The organism is Micromonospora sp. NPDC093243 (assembly GCF_044753725.1).
In the GTDB taxonomy this organism is placed as follows: domain Bacteria; phylum Actinomycetota; class Actinomycetes; order Mycobacteriales; family Micromonosporaceae; genus Micromonospora.
This window is the reverse complement of the sequence record NZ_JBIVNT010000002.1, coordinates 14171-30867: the sequence shown is the minus strand read 5'-3', so window position 1 is coordinate 30867 and position 16697 is coordinate 14171. Positions and strand designations below refer to the sequence as shown.

Here is a 16697-nt window from a genome sequence, read left to right as displayed (position 1 = left end):
GACGCCGAGCCGGACGTACGGCAGGATGCCTCTTCATGAGCACCCAGTCGACGCCCGGCCTCGACGACGCCGGTACCAGTGACCACCCGTCCCGGTCCGACGGTTTCGTCCGGGGTATCTCCGGCCTGATCGGCGGCCCGCTCGGCGACCACGCCGTGGCGATCGACCGGCCGGCGGGACGGGAACGCCGCTTCTGGACCGCGGCCCGGATCGTGCTGGCGCTCACCTGCCTCGCCCTGGCCCTGCACTGGGTGCAGAAGTCGCCCTGCCAGGACGGTGCCTGGCAGAACAACGTCCAGTACACCCGGTTCTGCTACACCGACGTGCTCGCCCTCTACTACGCCGAGGGGCTCAACGAGGGCAAGGTGCCCTACCGCGACCACCCGGTCGAGTACCCGGTGCTGACCGGCTACTTCATGGGCGCGCTGGGACTGCCCGTGCACGCCCTCGGTGCCGACGACCCGGGCATCAACCAGGGCATGTGGTTCTACAACCTGAACGCGCTGGTGCTCGGCGCGCTCGCCGTGGCCACGGTGGCGGTGATCCTGACGCTGCGCAAGCGACGACCCTGGGACGCCGCGCTCTTCGCCCTCGCGCCAGCCCTGCTGCTCACCGCCACCGTGAACTGGGACCTGCTCGCCATCGGGTTGGCCGCGTTCGGTCTGCTCGCCTGGGCGAGACGTCGGCCCCTGCTGGCCGGCGCGCTGCTCGGGCTCGCCGGCGCGGCGAAGCTCTGGCCCCTCTTCGTGCTCGGCCCGATCCTGGTGCTCGCGGTCCGGGCGAACCGGCTCCGCGCCGCCCTCACCGCGGTGGTCGCGGCCGTCGTGGCGGTCGTCGCGGTGAACCTGCCGGTGGCGTTGCCGTACCAGGAGAACTGGGACCGGTTCTTCGAGCTGAACAGCACCCGCCCCATCGACTGGGGCACGCTCTGGTACATCGGCCGCTACCTGGACGGGAAGGTGGGCAGCGCGGACCCGGCCGACCTGGGGCCGTTCGAGTGGCTCAACGCCAACATCCCCACCCTCAACCTGCTGTCGTACGCCCTCTTCGGGCTGACATGCCTCGGCGTGGCCGCGCTGGCGCTGCTGGCTCCGCGCCGCCCCCGACTGGCCCAGGTCGCGTTTCTGGTGGTCGCCGCATTCCTGATCTTCAGCAAGGTGTGGTCCCAGCAGTTCGTGCTCTGGCTGCTGCCGCTGGCGGTGCTCGCCCGGCCCAAGTGGGGCGCCTTCCTCGCCTGGCAACTCGCCGAGGTCTGCTACTTCGCGGCGTTCTACGGAGAACTGCTCGGGGCGGCCACCTCCCGGCCGGTCTTTCCGGAGGGCGTCTTCGTGCTCGCCGCCACCCTGCGGTTGACCACCGTGGTGGTGCTCTGCGTGCTGATCGTGCGCGAGATCCTGCAGCCGGAGCAGGACGCGGTCCGGGCCACCTACGCCGACGACCCGGACGGCGGCGTACTCGACGGCGCGCCGGACGCACCGTGGTGGAACCGGTGGCGGCGCGGCCCGGTGCTACCCGCTGAGCCGGTGCCGGCCGTCCGCTGACTCCGCACTGCCGGCGCACCCGCGGGTGCGCCGGCAGTGGGCCGGGTCAGAACAGCCGGTAGACGACCGAGCCGTCGATCTCCTCGCGGGTGATGCCGAGCGAGTCGACCGGCGCGTCGACGGTTATCTCCCAGGGGGTGCCGGCGAGCTGGTCGCGCAGCAGCACCACGTTGCGCACACCCAGGGTGCGCAGGTAGTCGATGCTGGTCTGGTCGGGGAACGTCTGCGTCACCCGGCGGACGTCGTCGAGCTGGCGTGGGGTGAAGCCGCTGCCACCGTTGACCACGTCCTGGAAGTGGGTGGTGGACCAGAGCATCACGTGCTGGTCGAGGCTCTGGTTGCTCGGCAGGACCAGCAGCGGGCCGTCCACCAGGCGCATGGCGGCCGGCTGGGCCGGGACCACCGGGTGCGGCGTGGTGTTCAGGCCCTCCACCGTCACGAGCAGCAACGGCAACAGGGTGGCCAGCCGCAGCCACGGACCCGGCCAGGACGGGACCCGCTGCGCGGCGAGTTCGCGTACCCGGTCGGTGAGGGCGGTGACCGCACCCGCCGCCAGCAGGCCGAGCAGCAGCGTGGCCCAGAGCATCAGCCGGCCGGGGGTACGCAGGCCGTTCCAGCCGGGCAGGTGCTCGAAGAGCGGGATGTAGGTGAAGGTGCCACCGAAGAACCGGGTGCCCATGGCCAGCACCATCGCCGCGAGCACCCCGGCGAGCAACAGCAGCCGGTGCCGCAGCTTCCAGACCGAGAAGATCAGACCACCGGCGGCCAGCGCGTAGAGCACGAAGCCGGGCAGCAGGGTCATCTCGGGGTGCCAGGGCAGGGCGGCCCGGGCCCCCTCGTGCAGCCCACCCCAGACCCGCGACTCGGCCGGCGCGGTGACGAAGCCGGACGCGGGCGGCGAGAAGATGGCGATGTCGCCGACGCTGCGCTCGGCGTACGGGTGCAGCTCGGTGACCGTGAAGTAGGGGATCGCCATCAGCAGGCCGACGCCGGCGAAGAGCGCCCCGCCGACGAGGTTGGCGACGACGAGCCTCTTGCCGAACGGGCGTCGCACCGCCCCGAACCAGGTCCGCCGGACGTACCAGGTGACCGCCGCGACGAGCACCGTGGCGCCGAGGAAGTACGCGAACGGCAGGCCGATCCCGAAGCCGAGGCTCAGCTGCCACGCCGCCACCAGCCAGCCGGCGTAGATCCAGCCGTCGTGCCGGCGTTCCGGCCGGTAGCCGTGCCGCAGGGACCAGCCGTGGCCTCGGGCCAGCATGGCCAGCGCCAGCGGAATGCCCCCGTTGGAGAGCACGTGCAGGTGCCCGGCCTGGGCGAGCAGCCACGGCGCGTACGCGTAGCTGACCCCGGCCACGGCGGCGCCCATCCGGCCGGAGCCGAGCTGCCGGGCCAGCGCGTACGCCCCGAGCGTCGCCAGCGCGTGAGCCAGCACGAACATGATGTTGTAGCGCAGGACGGCGTCCTCGGGACCGCTACCGATCATGCCGGCCGGCGCGTAGCCCAGCAGGGTGTCGGAGAACGCGAAGCTCCACAACTCCGGGAAGAAGGTGTTGGACTGCCAGAGCTGCGCCGGGTTGGTCAACAGGATGTGCCCGGACCAGGCCATCTGCCAGGACTGCAGGCTCGGGTCCCAGTAGTCCTGCGGCAACGTGTAGCGCGGGTAGCGAAGCGTCGGCCAGGTCATCAGCACCGCGAGGGCGAGCGCGCCGAGCGTCGCCAGCGTCCACTCGTGGACCAGGGACCGGCCGACCGCCCGGACGATCCGGCGGGGGCGGGTGAGCACCCGCTCCGGCGCGGGCCCGAAGGCCTCCCACGGGTCCGGCTTGGCCGCCTCCCCCTTGCCGTCGGCGTCGGTCTTGTCGGCCTTCGAGTCGGCGTCGCCGGTGGTGGCGTCCTTCCCGGCGGCTCGTTCCTTGTCCGCGGTGCCGGTGCCGGCCCTGTCGTCGGCGGTCTCGCGCTCGGTGCCGGCTTTGTCGTTGCCGTCCTTGGCGCTGCCGGTCTCGCTGGCGGCGTCGGCCTTGGCGGCGTCGGCCTTGGCGCTGCCGGCCTTGCCCTTGGCGTCGGCCGGAGCGTCGGCGCTGGCGTCGCGGCCGGTGCCGCCGGTCGCGGTGCCACCTGTGGTGCCGGCCTTCGCCTCGCCGGTGCGGGCGCGTTCGGCGTCGGTCGTGGCGGTAGGGGTGCTCGGGCGCTCAGGGTTGTCGCCGGTGGCGGACGGTGCGCCGCCGGTCTCCGACTGTCCGGTCGTCATGCCGCCGGGCGCTCCGTGCCGAGCTGCTCCCGAAGGAAGGCGATGTCGGCGGCCTGGCCGGCCGCACCGCCGGGTGTCTCGACGACCACCGGTGCGCCGGCCGCCCGGATCACCGCCACCACCAGCTCCGGATCGATCGTCCCGCCGTCGAGGTTGTCGTGCCGGTCCTGGCCGGAGCCGAAGGCGCCCTTGGAGTTGTTCGCGTGGACCAGGTCGATCCGGCCGGTGATCGCCTTGACCCGGTCGACCAGCCCCAGCAGCTCCTCGCCGCCGGCGTGGGCGTGGCAGGTGTCCAGGCAGAAGCCCACCTCGTAGTCGCCCACCGCGTCCCAGAGCCGGGCGAGCGCGTCGAGCCGGCGGGCGCAGGCGTTGTCACCGCCGGCGGTGTTCTCGATCAGGACCGGCACGCCGAACCCGCCCGCGTCGGCCGCGTAGGCGAAGGTCTTGCGCCAGTTGTCGAAACCGATTGCCGGATCGTCACCGGCGTTGACGTGCCCACCGTGGACGATCAGCCCCTTCGCGCCCACCGCCGCCGCCGCGGTCGCGTGCCCGACCAGCAGTTTGCGGCTGGGGATCCGGATCCGGTTGTTGAGGGTCGCCACGTTGATGACATAGGGGGCGTGCACGTAGATGTCGACCGCCGCGGCGCGCAGCCGCTCCGCGTCCTCCCGTGGCTTGGGCGCCTTCCAACCCTGCGGGTCGGAGAGGAAGAACTGCACGGTGTCGGCGGCTCGGTCGGCCGCCTCCGCCAGCGGGTCGGTCGAATCGACGTGGGCTCCGATACGCATGCAGGCGAGCCTACGTCGGACGTCCGACGAGCGGGGTGACGGCCGCCGTCGATTCGCCGGGGCGCACGTCACCCGACGGACCGACGCTCGTTGATGAGGTGGGATGGAAGGCCGGCCCGCCAGGCCGACGGACGGGTACGCCCGCCGCGCCGGTTGGTCGGTCACCTGCGGACAGCGGGGCCCCCTCGTCGCGCGGCCCGGCGCGACGAGGGCCCGCCGGACGAGCAGAGCACGCCGATCCGAGATTCTTGGAAATTTGTGCTATTTCCTCCGACAAGTGACAACAGCCGTTGTATCGTCAGATAACAACACGATAAAGCTCCGCGGGGCGTCTTCGGTCCAACCTCATCGGTGTGGTCGTTCCTCCCCAGGTCCCACCCAAGGAATGCGGACGGGACGCCCCGCGGCCCCGTCGACGGGGGCCCGCTACCGGCCTGATGGTCCGGGAGTGGGCCCCCGTCGCCGCGCCATGCACCCGGCCCGAGTGGCCACCCCGGCCATGATCGACCGGGCCGGGTATCCTGGTCCAGTTGTCCGCGTCCGGTCGGGTTCCCCCGGTCCCGGAGCGGGCCACGACGCACGACCTCCTGCCACGGAAGGACCGTGGCCGCTTAGCCCACAGGAGGTGAGCACGTCTTGCGTCATTACGAAGTCATGGTGATCCTCGACTCCAGCCTCGAGGAGCGCACCGTCGCCCCGTCGCTCGACACGTACCTGAACGTGATCCGGACCGCGGGTGGCTCGGTCGAGAAGACCGATGTGTGGGGCCGCCGGCGCCTCGCGTACGAGATCAACAAGAAGGCCGAGGGCATCTACGCCGTCATCGACCTGCAGGCGACGCCTGCGGCGGTGGCCGAGCTGGACCGTCAGCTTCGACTCAACGAGTCCGTGCTGCGCACCAAGGTCATCCGGCCGGAGATGCGCTAAGCATTCAACCCCGGTTCGCCCGGATCAGCCTCATCGACGCTGTCGTACGGCTCTGAGAGCCTGTACGCAGACGATGAGTGCGCGAGGAGATGGTCATGGCAGGAGACACCACCATCACGGTCATCGGCAACCTGACCGATGACCCCGAGTTGCGGTTCACCCCCTCCGGGGCTGCGGTCGCCAAGTTCCGGGTCGCTTCGACGCCCCGATTCATGGACAAGGCGTCCGGCGAATGGAAGGACGGCGAGCCGCTCTTCCTGGCCTGCACGGTGTGGCGGCAGGCGGCGGAGCACGTCGCCGAGTCGCTCCAGCGGGGCGCCCGCGTGATCGTCTCGGGTCGGCTGCGTCAGCGGTCGTACGAGACCCGCGAGGGTGAGAAGCGCACCGTCATCGAGCTCGAGGTCGACGAGATCGGCCCGTCGCTGCGCTACGCCACGGCGAAGGTGCAGAAGATGTCGCGCTCCGGTGGCGGCGGCGGTGGCTTCGGTTCCGGTGGTGGTGGTGGCCAGGGTGGCGGCGGAGGCAACTTCGACGACCCCTGGGCTTCGGCCGCACCGTCTCCGTCGCGCGCTGGTTCGGGCGGCAACTTCGACGAGGAGCCTCCGTTCTAATGGCGCCGAGCGCCCGCGATCGCAAACCAGGAGCAAGGTCAATGGCCAAGGCTGCGGCACTTCGCAAGCCGAAGAAGAAGGTGAACCCGCTCGACAAGGACGGGATCACCTATATCGATTACAAGGACACCGCGCTGCTGCGGAAGTTCATCTCCGACCGCGGCAAGATCCGCGCTCGGCGGGTGACCGGCGTCACCTCGCAGCAGCAGCGGCAGATCGCGCGTGCGGTCAAGAACGCCCGTGAGATGGCGCTCTTGCCGTACACCGCGACGGCCCGCTGAAAGGAGGCACCGACATGAAGATCATCCTGACGCAGGAAGTTTCCGGTCTCGGTGCCCCCGGCGACATCGTCGAGGTGAAGGACGGCTTCGGCCGTAACTACCTGCTGCCGCAGGGCTTCGCGATCGCCTGGACCAAGGGTGCCGAGAAGCAGGTCACGGTCATCAAGCGGGCCCGCTCGGCCCGGGAGATCCGCGACCTCGGCCACGCCAACGAGGTCAAGGGCCAGCTCGAGGGCCTGAAGGTCAACCTGAAGGCCCGCGCCGGCGACGGTGGCCGGCTCTTCGGCTCGGTCACGCCGGCCGAGATCGTCGACGCCGTCAAGGCGGCCGGCGGCCCGACCCTCGACCGCCGCCGGCTGGAGGTGCCCGGTCACATCAAGACGACCGGCGCCTACCCGGTGCGGATCAAGCTGCACCCCGAGGTGACGGCAGCGTTCAACCTGAACGTCGTCGCTTCCTGACACCACCTGCACCACCCAGGGCCCGCACCGAGCGATCGGTGCGGGCCCTGGTCGTCATCGGGCACCTCGCGGAGGTCAGCCGATCGGTTGGCCGGTCACCGCGCTGATCACCACCGTGGAGAGACCGCCACCCACCACCGCCGAGGCGAGCGCGATGGTGGTCGAACGCCAAGTCGTCCCGACCCGACGCAGCAGCGCCGCGACCACCAGGCTGCTGACCAGCGCCAGGCCGAAGCGCGGCGCGGCGGCGAGGAGCGACCCGAGGGCGCGTGCTCGCGGTGAGTCGCAGCCGCCGCCACTGATGTCGGTGACGCAGCCGGCCGGCGCCTGGGCGTCGAGCGTCAGCAGCCACACGAAGATCAGCACGGCCGGGATCAGGTAGCACGTGGCGGTGTAGAGCAGTGGCCGGACCGAGCCGCCCGGATCCGGGTCGAGCAGGTCGTCCTCCAGCCGGCGGGGCCAGCCGCCCGCCCCGGCCGCCTCGATCCGGCGGCGTACCGACGTCATGCCGGCACCGCGTGCGACGCCGACCGGTTCCGCCCGCCGCCGTGTCTGCCCGTAGGAGCCGGGCGAGCTGCGCGGTCTCGGCGCGGTGTACGTGATCACCGGTGAACGCGGCGCCGAGGTGGGCGGATCCATCCACCGCGGATCGTCGCCCGCCAGCCGGGTGCCCGACCAGAACCTCTCGTCGTCCCGCGTGGCGCCGGGCCAGCCCGCCGCCTCGGCGGACCGCCCGGATCGCGGCGGTTCCGTCCGGTCCCACTGGGCCGGCTCGGTGTACCTGTCCCACTGGCCCGTGCTGTCCGGCTGCTCCCAGCGGCCGGCGATGTCGGGCTGCTCCCACTGACCGGTGCCGTCCCACCGGTCCGTCCCGGCCGCCGGTAGCCACTCCTGCACGCCCGAGGCGTCCCAGGGGTCCACCGCCGGCTGGTCCGCCGGCTCGGGATCCTCCGCCGGGGTGGCGGCCCGATCCCACGGGTCGGCGGCCGGACGGGTCCAGGACTCCTCCGCCGCCCGGCGAGCGCGCCGGGTCGGCCGGTCGGGCTCCCGTCGCGGGGTCGGCTCCACCGCCGGGGGCGACTCCTCGCCGCCGCCGGACCAGATGACCGGAGGCCGACCGGCGGGCGACCGCCGGGGGCGCCGCTCCGCGACGGAACCGGAGACCGGCTCTTCGTTGCCCGCCGACTCGGCCCGGCGGCTTCCCACGTACCCCTGCTCCTGTGGACGGTCGAACGTCCACTCGCGGGTGTGGTCCGACTCCGGCGCCGCGGCGATCGCCGGCACCTCGCGCCAGCTGGTCTCCTGGACCCGGCGCCAGCTGCTGGTGGTCTCGGTGGTGCGCCAGTCGGCGCCGGAACGCGGCCGTCCGGGCTCGTCGTCGTCCGGTGCGGCGTGCCGACCACCGCCGTCGGCCCGGCGGACGCCGGACTCCAGCGCCCACCGCGGCAGGTAGGCGTCGACCGGCTCCTCCTGACCCGGGTCGAGGGCCCGCCGCTGGCCACGCGCGCTCTGGCGCTCGCCGGAGCGATACGCGCCGCCCGAGGCTGGCTCGTCCCACGGTGCGATCGGCTGGCGCTCGCGCGGGCTGTCCTCCCCGCGTCCCCAGTCCCGGTAACTCACGGCCGGAGCGTGACCCTTCTCAACCGATAGCGCAATCCGCTGTCCAGGTGTAGCCGTTCGCTGGAGATAGTACGGGACGAACGACTCGCAGACCCGACCGAAAACTTGCCCTCCACAGGCTGGGGATCGCATCGTCCCAGGTCAGCGTCGTGCGGCGGGGAATTCCCCAACGGTTGTCCACAGCCTGTGCACACGCTGCGCACATGCTCGTCCACCAGTGTCCACAGGTTGTCCCGAGGCTCGTCCACCGGTGTTGTTGGCCGCTGAGCTCGGTGTCCGTATGGTTGGCCCCCGACCGCCCGCGCGATGGCCCCCGATCAACCGGGCCGGTCGGCGAAATGTCGTACCCGGACGGTAGAGCTGGGACGCGGATCCGACGCAGTGGAGGGGGGACCGGTGTCGGTCACCGATGACATGCGGGCGGAGCCACGCGGCGGCGGTCAGTCCCCCGCGCCAGCGCAGCGCGAAGGCCACTACGACAAGACCCCACCCCAGGACGTGGCGGCCGAGCAGTGCGTCCTCGGCGGCATGCTGCTCTCCAAGGACGCCATCGCCGACGTGGTGGAGATCCTCAAGACCAACGACTTCTACCGCCCGGTGCACGCCACCATCTTCGACATCATCCTGGAGATCTACGGCCGCGGCGAGCCGGCCGACTCGATCACGGTGGCGGCCGCCCTGGCCGACTCGGGCGACCTGGTCCGCATCGGCGGCGCGCCCTACCTGCACACCCTGATCGCCAGCGTGCCGACCGCCGCCAACGCGGCCTACTACGCCCGGATCGTCAGCGAACGGGCGGTCCTGCGGCGGCTGGTCGAGGCCGGCACCAAGATCGTGCAGCTCGGCTACGGCACCGCCAGCGGGGGCAGCCGCGACGTCGACGACGTTGTCGACCTCGCTCAGCAGGCCGTCTACGACGTCACCGAGCGGCGGGTCAGCGAGGACTTCGCCGTCCTGGCCGACATGCTCCAGCCGACCCTGGACGAGATCGAGGCGGTGGGCGCCCAGGGTGGGGTGATGACCGGTGTGCCCACCGGCTTCAGCGACCTGGATCGGCTGCTCAACGGCCTGCACGCGGGGCAACTGATAATCGTGGCCGGCAGGCCTGGCTTGGGCAAGTCAACGGCGAGTATGGATTTCGCCCGAAATGCTGCGATTCGCGCCAACCAGGCGGCGGCGATCTTCTCGCTGGAAATGAGCAAGGTCGAGATCGTCATGCGACTGCTCTCGGCCGAGGCCCGGGTGCCCCTGCACGTGCTGCGTAGCGGTCAGCTCTCCGACGACGACTGGACCAAGCTGGCGCGCTGCATGGGCGAGATCAGCGAGGCGCCGCTCTTCGTCGACGACACCCCGAGCATGAACCTGATGGAGATCCGGGCCAAGGCGCGGCGGCTCAAGCAGCGGCACGACCTCAAGATGATCGTGGTCGACTACCTCCAGCTGATGACCTCGCCCAAGCGCACCGAGAGCCGGCAGCAGGAGGTCGCCGACCTGTCCCGGGGTCTGAAGCTGCTGGCCAAGGAGGTCGAGTGCCCGGTGATCGCGGTCAGTCAGCTGAACCGTGGCCCCGAGCAGCGCACCGACAAACGACCCCAGCTCTCCGACCTACGTGAATCGGGCTCGATCGAGCAGGACGCCGACGTGGTGATCCTGCTGCACCGGGACGACTACTACGACAAGGAGTCGCCGCGCGCGGGCGAGGCGGATTTCATTGTCGCCAAGCACCGGAATGGTCCGACCGACACGGTCACCGTCGCGGCGCAGCTGCACCTGTCCCGCTTCGTCGACATGGCCATCGTCTGAGCCTGTCCGCGCGAGCGGTGCCCCGGCCGACTGCGGGCGGGGGGACCCCGCGCGTCAGCCGAGCAACGGGAACCAGCCGGCGACCTCGCCCAGCTCCAACCGGTCCCGGTCGGTGAGCGGGAGACGGCCGGCCGCCTTCAGCAGGAACTCGTGGTCGTCCCAGCTCGCCGGGCGGACCGCCTCGTCGCTGAGCAGGCCATCCATGGTGGCCACCGCGACCCGGGTGGCGAGCGGGCCGGGTAGTGGAGCGTCGGGCAGGTCCAGCACCAGATCCAGGTGGTGGATCACCGCCTCGGTGGTCAGCGTGGCGAGGAAGTCCGGCACCCGCAGCACGTGACCCTGGGTGGCCACGTGTCCCGACGGGTCGGCCGCGCCGGCAGCCCGGACGGCGGCCGGCGCGGTGTCGGACCAGATGCGGACGACGCCGGAGGGCCGGTCGAACGCCGCCGCGGAGCGGCGGGCCCACCAGGCGTGTCGGGCACCGTCGGCGTCGCCGCCGGGCGGGAACGCGCGCCAGTAGCTCACGTCGTCCGCGTCGGCCGGCCCGGGCGCCGGGCTGGCCAGCGCCACCAGCGCCCGCTGGGCGTCGCAGAGCACGTGGAACAGCAGGTCGGCGACGAGCCAGCCGCGGCACCGGGTCGGTCGCTGCAGGTCGGCGTCGTCGAGGTCAGTGACCACGGCGGTGATCGCCCCGTACGCCTGCGCCAGCGCGTCATGCTGCCGGACGGCGGTCATGCGTTGCAGCTTCGCATGGATGATGGCGTCCAGCACGACAGCACGACAGGACGGCCGGCCCGGCGGGTACCGGGCCGGCCGTCGGACGCTGTGCGGGTGGGCTCAGCCGAACATGTCGTCGAGGAAGCTCTTGTGCTTCTTGCGCCGGTAGTGCCCGTGGTAGCCCTGGTGCTGCTGACCGTGGCCGCCGTAGGCCGGCGCGGGCGGGTAGCCGTGCGCCGGCGGCGGGGGCGGCGGCACCGCGCCGTAACCCGGCTGGTGCGGCGCCGGCGGGGGCGGCGGGGGCGGGTAGCCGGCGGGCTGGTGGGCTGGCTGGCCGCCCGGACCGGCCGCCTGCTGGCGGTTCCAGTTCGCCTCCGCCTCGAACAGCTTCTCCAGCTCGCCGCGGTCGAGGAAGATCCCCCGACACTCACCGCACTGGTCGATGACGACGCCGCTGCGCTCGTATTGACGCATTTCTCCATGACACTTGGGACAGGTGAGGCTCATCACCCGACGGTACCTGGTCGGGTCACGCGGTTGCCGTAAGCGTTTCCGTCACCTCGTCGTCGGTCACCTCGTGGAAGTCCTCGTAGTAGCTGCTCACCGCCAGGAACTCGGGCGGGCGCTGGGCGCAGATGACCTGGTCGGCCTCGGCGGACAACATCTCGAACGCCTCCTGCGAACCGACCGGTATCGCGACCACCACCCGTTGGGCGCCGAGCCGGCGGGCGACCTCCACGGCCGCCCGGGCGGTGGCGCCGGTGGCCAGGCCGTCGTCGACGATCACCGCGGTACGGCCGGTGAGGTCCAGCGGTGGCCGTCCGGCCCGGTAGAGCTGCTCCCGCCGTTCCAGCTCGGCCTGCTCGCGCCGGTTGGTCTCGGCGATGTCCTCCGCGCTGAGCCGGCTCGCCACCTGCTCGTTGAGTACCTGCACCCCGCCGGGGCCGAGCGCGCCGAAGGCCACCTCCCGAGCCCAGGGCATGCCGAGCTTCCGGATCACCAGGACGTCCAGCGGCGCGCCGAGTCGTCCGGCGACCACCTGCGCCACCGGCACGCCGCCGCGTACCAGGCCGAGGACGATGAGGTTCGGTTCGCCGATCAGGCCGGTGAGCCGCTCGGCGAGTACCCGGCCCGCTTCGGCGCGGTCGCGGTAGGTGGTCATGCCTCAGGTCTACGCCCTGCCGCGCCCCGCCGCGCGCCAGTTGCCGGAAAGAAGCGGCTCGGCCGGCTCGGTGGCCGGTTGCTCCGGGGCACGCAGGGCGGGTGCCCAGATCAGCAGGGAGAGCGGATAGAGCAGGTATCCGAAGCGGGTGGTGGGCATCAGGGCGATCGCGGCGAGCAGCCCGTACCCGCAGATCAGCGCCGCGGCGACGGCGGTGCGCGGCGGGCGGCGGGCGAGTCGGACGGCGATCGCCGCACCGGCCGCGACGAGCAGCGCGGCGGCGATGAACCTGCCGCCGGGCAGCCCGGTCGCGATCAGGTAGCCGGGAAAGGGTGACTGTGCCGGGCTGGTCACCAGCCCGTGGCCGAGGGGGAAGCGGAGCACGTTCTCCACCAGGGCATCGCGATCGACCAGCAGGGCGGGCAGCAGGGCTGCCACGGGAAGCCCGATGGCTCCGGCGGCCACCCGGGTGCCGGCCCGCCGGGTCGCCCCCCAGATGATCAGGACCAGGGCGATCGGCCAGGCGAAGAGCTTCAGCGCGCCGGCCACCCCGACCGCGAGGCCGGCCCGTCCGGGCCGGTCGGTGCCGGCGTAGGCCAGGGCCAGCAGGCAGAGCGCGAGGACGGGCAGGTCGTCGCCGCCGGTGGCCAGGGTGAGGGCGCAGATCGGCAGGACGGTCGCAGCCTGCACTCCGCGCAGCAGCGCGGCGTTCGGGTGGGTCGTTCCGCCCGCCTGCGCCGGGGCGGCGGCGCGACCCGCTCGGTGGTGGGCGCAGAGCGTGGCGACCGCGAGCGCGAGCGTGAGGGCGGTGCCGACCGCGAACCAGACCCGGGCGTCGGTCCACCACCCGTCGGCGATCGCTCGGGGCAGCCCGAAGAGGGCCATGCCCGGTTGGTACGGGGTGTAGCCGAGCAGCCGTTCGTCGGCGGGCAGGGCGGCGATGGCGTCGTGGCCGAGGTACGGGGTGCCGTGCTCGGCGAGCCGGGTGCCGGCCTGCTCGACGACGTGCACCTCCTCCTGTGCCCGGTCGGTCCGGCCGCCCGCCCGCTCGACGCTCTGTCGCACGAGCGGAAGCAGCGCGGTGGTCACCCACGCGAACCCGGTGAGCGCCCAGCGGGCCGGCAGCCCGACGAGCGGCGAGCCCGGGCGACGGCGGCGGACCAGCAGTTGGCTCGCGACGGCCAGCGCGACGAGGAGATAGCCGACGGCGGCGGTGCCGCCCCAGGCGCGGTGCGGGAGCAGCGTCGAGGTGGCGGCGGTGATCGCGGCGAACCCGGCCGACGCGGCGTAGAGGCCGAGGTCGAGGGCGAGGCCGCCGGCGGCGGAGTCGATGGCCCGCCAGCCACGGCGGCGGACGGTCGGGGCTGCGGCGGTCACGCCGGCAAGTGTGGCAGACGGGCGGCGGCGACCCGGGCCGCGCACGTCCTGGTCGTTGATCGCCACGGCTGGGCGTGCGGGTGGTGTGCCGGGGTCAGGCGGGCAGGTGCGGTAGCCGGTCCCGGCCGCGGCCGTTCGAGCGCCGCCCGCCGAGGCGGATCACCGAGCCGGCGTCGTGCAGCGGGGGTGCCAGTGTGCCCGGGCTGCCGCCGGCGCCGCGCTGGAGCGCGGCGAGCAGCGTGCCGGCCGGAATCGGTCGGGCGAAGAGGTGGCCCTGGCCGGCGGCGCAGCCCAACTCCCAGAGGGCGCGGCGCTGCGGCTCGCTCTCGACTCCCTCGGCGACCACGGTGAGATCGAGGCTGCGACCGAGGTCGAGGGTGGAGCGGATGACGGCGGCGGCCTCGGCGGAGCTCTCCATCGCGCTCACGAAGCTGCGATCGATCTTCAACTCGTGGACCGGGATCCGGGAGAGCAGGCTCAGCGACGAGTAGCCGGTGCCGAAGTCGTCGAGCGCCAGCCGTACCCCCTCGTCGCGCAGCCGGCTGAGCACCCGGTCGACCACGTCGAGTTGGCTGAGGGTGAGGGTCTCGGTCAGCTCCAGCACCAGCCGGTCCGCCGGGAGGTCGTGGGCGCGCAGCCGGGCCAGCACCGAGCCGGGGAACCGGGCGTCGAGCAGGCTGCGCGGGGAGACGTTGACCGCAACCGGTACGTCGAAGCCGGCGTCCCGCCAACTGCCGGCGGCGATCAGCGCCTGGTCCAGGATGGCCTCGGCGAAGGCCGGCAGCAGGCCGGAGCGCTCCACCGCCTCCAGGAAGCGCAGCGGGTCGATCACCCCGTGCCGGGGGTGGTGCCAACGGGCGAGCGCCTCGGCGCTGGTGACCTCGCCGGTGGCCAGATCGACGATGGGCTGGAAGTTGACGGTGAACTCGTGGTCGGCGACCGCGCGGGGCAGCTCACCGCCGAGGGTGAGCCGGCCGAGGTCGGCGGTGTCCCGGGTCGGGGCGTAGGTGGAGATCCGCTGGCCGGCCCGCTTGGCCTGGTACATCGCCACGTCGGCGCGGCGCAGCAGCTCGGGCATCCCGCCGCTGGCGGGCGCGGCGGAGATGCCGCCGCTCGCCTCGACGCTGATCCGCATGCCGTCCAGGTCGAAGGGCTCGTGCAGCGCGGCGATCAGGGCCTCCGCCCGGTGCGCGGCCACCGCGGGCGCCGGCAGGCCGCGCAGCAGCACCGCGAACTCGTCGCCGCCGAGCCGGGCCACCACGTCGTCGCCCTGGGCGGCGCCGCGCAGCCGCTCGGCCACCTGCACCAGCACCTGGTCGCCGGCGGCGTGCCCGAGCGTGTCGTTGACCTCCTTGAAGTGGTTGAGGTCGATCAGCACCAGCGCGGTCACCCCGTCGGCGTGCCGGATGCTCAGCTGCTCGGTGCCCTGGTCGAGCAGGTGCCGCCGATTCGCCAGCCCGGTCAGCGCGTCGTGGGTGGCGGCGTACGCGTGCTCCTCGGCGACCCGGGCCAGCTCGGCGTACGCCTGCGCGTTGCGGACGGCGGTGCACAGCGCGGAGGCGAAGGTCCGCAGCGTGTACCGCTCCCGCTCGGAGAGCTCCACCGGCCCGCGGAACCGCAGCCGGAGCACGCCGACGTCGACCGCGCGGTCGTGCCCCTCGAGCGGCGCCGGGACGACGGTGCCGTCGACGGCTGTGGGCTCGCCCCCCGGCCCGTCGTACGTGATGACGCCGCCCGCGCCGCCGCGTACGGTCCGGTCGCCGTCGCGCAGCTCGATCTCCACCTCGTCGGCGGAGAAGAGCTCGGCCGCCTGGGTGACGGCGGTGGTGAGGACCTTGTCCAGGTCGACCACGTTGAGCGCGTCGGTGGTCCGGGCGAGTCGTTGCCACGCCTGCTGCTCGGTCCGGCCGCGGATCCGGGCCGAGTATGCGAGGTGCAGGCTCAGCACGAGCGGGGGGACGGCCAGCAGCAGTCGTGGGTCGGCCCGGATGATGAGCAGTGTGCAGGCGGCCACCACGAAGCGGACGCCGAACCCGGCCAGTCGCAGGTCGAGGTTGTTGCGGAACTGCCGGGAGATCTTGTTGCCCGAGGCGAGGGCGATGACGGGGGTGGCGAGAAGGTCATCCAGCAGCGCGGCGACCAGGTATACCGCGCCGAGGACGACGATGACGCTCCAGAAATCCCTCGGTGGCCAACGGTCACCGAGGAGCAGGATCAGGGCTGTGGCGCCTCCCGCGACGAGGGTGTGCTTCGCGATGCCGAACGCGGTCTTGATGGCGGACAGGCGGGTCAGGAACGACGCGCAGGCGATGCCCACTCCGGCGGCGAGGATCACCTGCGGTGGTGGTGCCAGCGCGAGTCCGAGGACGATGGCGGTCTCGACCCACGCGATGGAGAACGCGGTCGACCTGATCCGCAGCGGCGCCTTGACGATCGCTCCGAGAGCGATCATGACGGCGACGGCGGCGCTCGTCGTGAAGTCGTCGATCGAGGTGGGCGGGTCGTGCCAGACGGCCGTCGCGGCGCCCAGGGCCACGACGCTCGCGAACGCCACAAGAATTCCGACCAACAGCAGCAACCGTCGGTCGGTATCGCTGTGACGACGCGTCGTCAGGCTCACCCAACCCCATCCGTTGCCGACCGTCAGTATCTGATGACCGGCAGCGTACCTCTCGCGTTCCGGGCTTGATAAGAGCTCAGTTCCACTCGGTGCTGCGCATGACAGGTCTCCCTCCCCGATCGCCGGCGCCCCGCTAAGGGGCGTCTTTGTAGGGAGGAGCGTAGGAGAGTTAGTGAGTGATACGGAAGCATTAATGTCGGTATGCGCAACATAAGCCAAGATGGCGCTGGTTTGTCACGTTCTGTCCGCACTCCTGAGCGGAGCGCGCTTAACTCATTCGACAAATCCACCGCAGTGTCGCCGATACCGCTGAACGTTAACGGTCGGTTGCCAGTCCAGTGTGGCCAAGGGCGCCGGATCCTTCATCCGCACTTCGGATGCGTTGCGCGATCGGATCGGATGGCGCCGCAGCGGCGGGCCACAGTCGCGCAGGGTGACGGTCCGGGTGCCGGAATGTGCCGCCACTTCGGTGACCTCCGGTCCTATGCTTCCAGGCGTGATCATGTGAATACCCAATTACGGCCAAAGTAGAGGGACC

At 72.2% G+C, this 16697-nt stretch carries 14 protein-coding genes; 6 read left to right on the top strand and 8 right to left on the bottom strand.

Going from position 1 to position 16697, the window contains the following annotated elements; all coding sequences use genetic code 11:
• The first annotated feature begins 35 nt into the window (after positions 1–35).
• Positions 36–1541 (top strand): glycosyltransferase 87 family protein, encoded by a 1506-nt coding sequence (locus ACIP9D_RS04855; RefSeq protein WP_350868725.1) that lies wholly within the window; start codon positions 36–38, stop codon positions 1539–1541.
• A 46-nt stretch (positions 1542–1587) separates the two neighbouring features.
• Here ACIP9D_RS04855 and ACIP9D_RS04850 read toward each other — a convergent pair whose 3' ends face one another.
• A complete protein-coding gene (locus tag ACIP9D_RS04850) occupies positions 1588–3792 on the bottom strand; it encodes a hypothetical protein (RefSeq protein WP_350868727.1) in 2205 nt (734 codons plus the stop codon).
• Entirely contained in the window at positions 3789–4580 is a 792-nt protein-coding gene (locus tag ACIP9D_RS04845; RefSeq protein ID WP_350868728.1) for a deoxyribonuclease IV, read from the bottom strand. Before ACIP9D_RS04845 ends, ACIP9D_RS04850 begins: the two co-directional genes overlap by 4 nt.
• Positions 4581–5216: 636 nt before the next feature.
• On the opposite strand from ACIP9D_RS04845, the gene rpsF reads away from it, so the two are divergent.
• The 4 genes from rpsF (at position 5217) to rplI (ending at position 6860) form a co-directional block, all read left to right on the top strand.
• Positions 5217–5507, top strand: a complete 291-nt coding sequence (gene rpsF / locus ACIP9D_RS04840; protein WP_117668160.1) for a 30S ribosomal protein S6 — start codon at positions 5217–5219, stop codon at positions 5505–5507.
• Positions 5508–5584: 77 nt separating this feature from the next.
• Positions 5585–6118, top strand: coding sequence for a single-stranded DNA-binding protein (locus ACIP9D_RS04835; protein ID WP_350868730.1), 534 nt, complete (start codon positions 5585–5587; stop codon positions 6116–6118).
• A gap of 41 nt (positions 6119–6159) precedes the next feature.
• Entirely contained in the window at positions 6160–6399 is a 240-nt protein-coding gene (gene rpsR / locus ACIP9D_RS04830; RefSeq protein WP_007073789.1) for a 30S ribosomal protein S18, read from the top strand.
• 14 nt (positions 6400–6413) lie between these two features.
• On the top strand, positions 6414–6860 hold the full coding sequence (gene rplI, locus ACIP9D_RS04825) for a 50S ribosomal protein L9 (protein ID WP_350868732.1): 447 nt from the start codon (positions 6414–6416) through the stop codon (positions 6858–6860).
• 75 nt (positions 6861–6935) lie between these two features.
• On the opposite strand, the gene ACIP9D_RS04820 is transcribed toward rplI, so the two are convergent.
• Entirely contained in the window at positions 6936–8480 is a 1545-nt protein-coding gene (locus ACIP9D_RS04820) for a hypothetical protein (RefSeq protein ID WP_350868734.1), read from the bottom strand.
• A 396-nt stretch (positions 8481–8876) separates the two neighbouring features.
• Between ACIP9D_RS04820 and dnaB the strand changes: the two genes are divergently transcribed.
• Complete coding sequence (dnaB, locus tag ACIP9D_RS04815; RefSeq protein WP_350868736.1) at positions 8877–10283, top strand: replicative DNA helicase; 1407 nt, start codon at positions 8877–8879, stop codon at positions 10281–10283.
• A gap of 54 nt (positions 10284–10337) precedes the next feature.
• Here the strand turns inward: dnaB and ACIP9D_RS04810 are convergent, their stop codons facing one another.
• The 5 genes from ACIP9D_RS04810 to ACIP9D_RS04790 form a co-directional block, all read right to left on the bottom strand.
• Positions 10338–11054 carry a maleylpyruvate isomerase N-terminal domain-containing protein gene (locus tag ACIP9D_RS04810; protein ID WP_350868737.1) on the bottom strand — a complete coding sequence of 239 codons (717 nt, stop codon included), beginning with the start codon at positions 11052–11054 and terminating at the stop codon, positions 10338–10340.
• A gap of 66 nt (positions 11055–11120) precedes the next feature.
• On the bottom strand, positions 11121–11510 hold the full coding sequence (locus ACIP9D_RS04805) for a zf-TFIIB domain-containing protein (RefSeq protein WP_350868739.1): 390 nt from the start codon (positions 11508–11510) through the stop codon (positions 11121–11123).
• Positions 11511–11529: 19 nt separating this feature from the next.
• A complete protein-coding gene (locus ACIP9D_RS04800) occupies positions 11530–12162 on the bottom strand; it encodes a phosphoribosyltransferase (protein ID WP_350868740.1) in 633 nt (210 codons plus the stop codon).
• Positions 12163–12171: 9 nt separating this feature from the next.
• Positions 12172–13539: a glycosyltransferase 87 family protein gene (locus ACIP9D_RS04795; RefSeq protein ID WP_350868741.1), complete on the bottom strand. Its 1368-nt coding sequence runs from the start codon at positions 13537–13539 to the stop codon at positions 12172–12174.
• Between the two features lie 94 nt (positions 13540–13633).
• A complete protein-coding gene (locus tag ACIP9D_RS04790; RefSeq protein ID WP_400449346.1) occupies positions 13634–16159 on the bottom strand; it encodes a putative bifunctional diguanylate cyclase/phosphodiesterase in 2526 nt (841 codons plus the stop codon).
• Between the last annotated feature and the right edge of the window lie 538 nt (positions 16160–16697).

Bases quoted from the DNA above. Each gene is read 5' to 3' on its own strand.
- ACIP9D_RS04800 (WP_350868740.1), bottom strand. From the start codon at position 12,162: ATGACCACCTACCGCGACCGCGCCGAAGCGGGCCGGGTACTCGCCGAG.
- rplI (WP_350868732.1), top strand. From the start codon at position 6,414: ATGAAGATCATCCTGACGCAGGAAGTTTCCGGTCTCGGTGCCCCCGGC.
- rpsR (WP_007073789.1), top strand. From the start codon at position 6,160: ATGGCCAAGGCTGCGGCACTTCGCAAGCCGAAGAAGAAGGTGAACCCG.
- ACIP9D_RS04845 (WP_350868728.1), bottom strand. From the start codon at position 4,580: ATGCGTATCGGAGCCCACGTCGATTCGACCGACCCGCTGGCGGAGGCG.
- ACIP9D_RS04850 (WP_350868727.1), bottom strand. From the start codon at position 3,792: ATGACGACCGGACAGTCGGAGACCGGCGGCGCACCGTCCGCCACCGGC.
- ACIP9D_RS04855 (WP_350868725.1), top strand. From the start codon at position 36: ATGAGCACCCAGTCGACGCCCGGCCTCGACGACGCCGGTACCAGTGAC.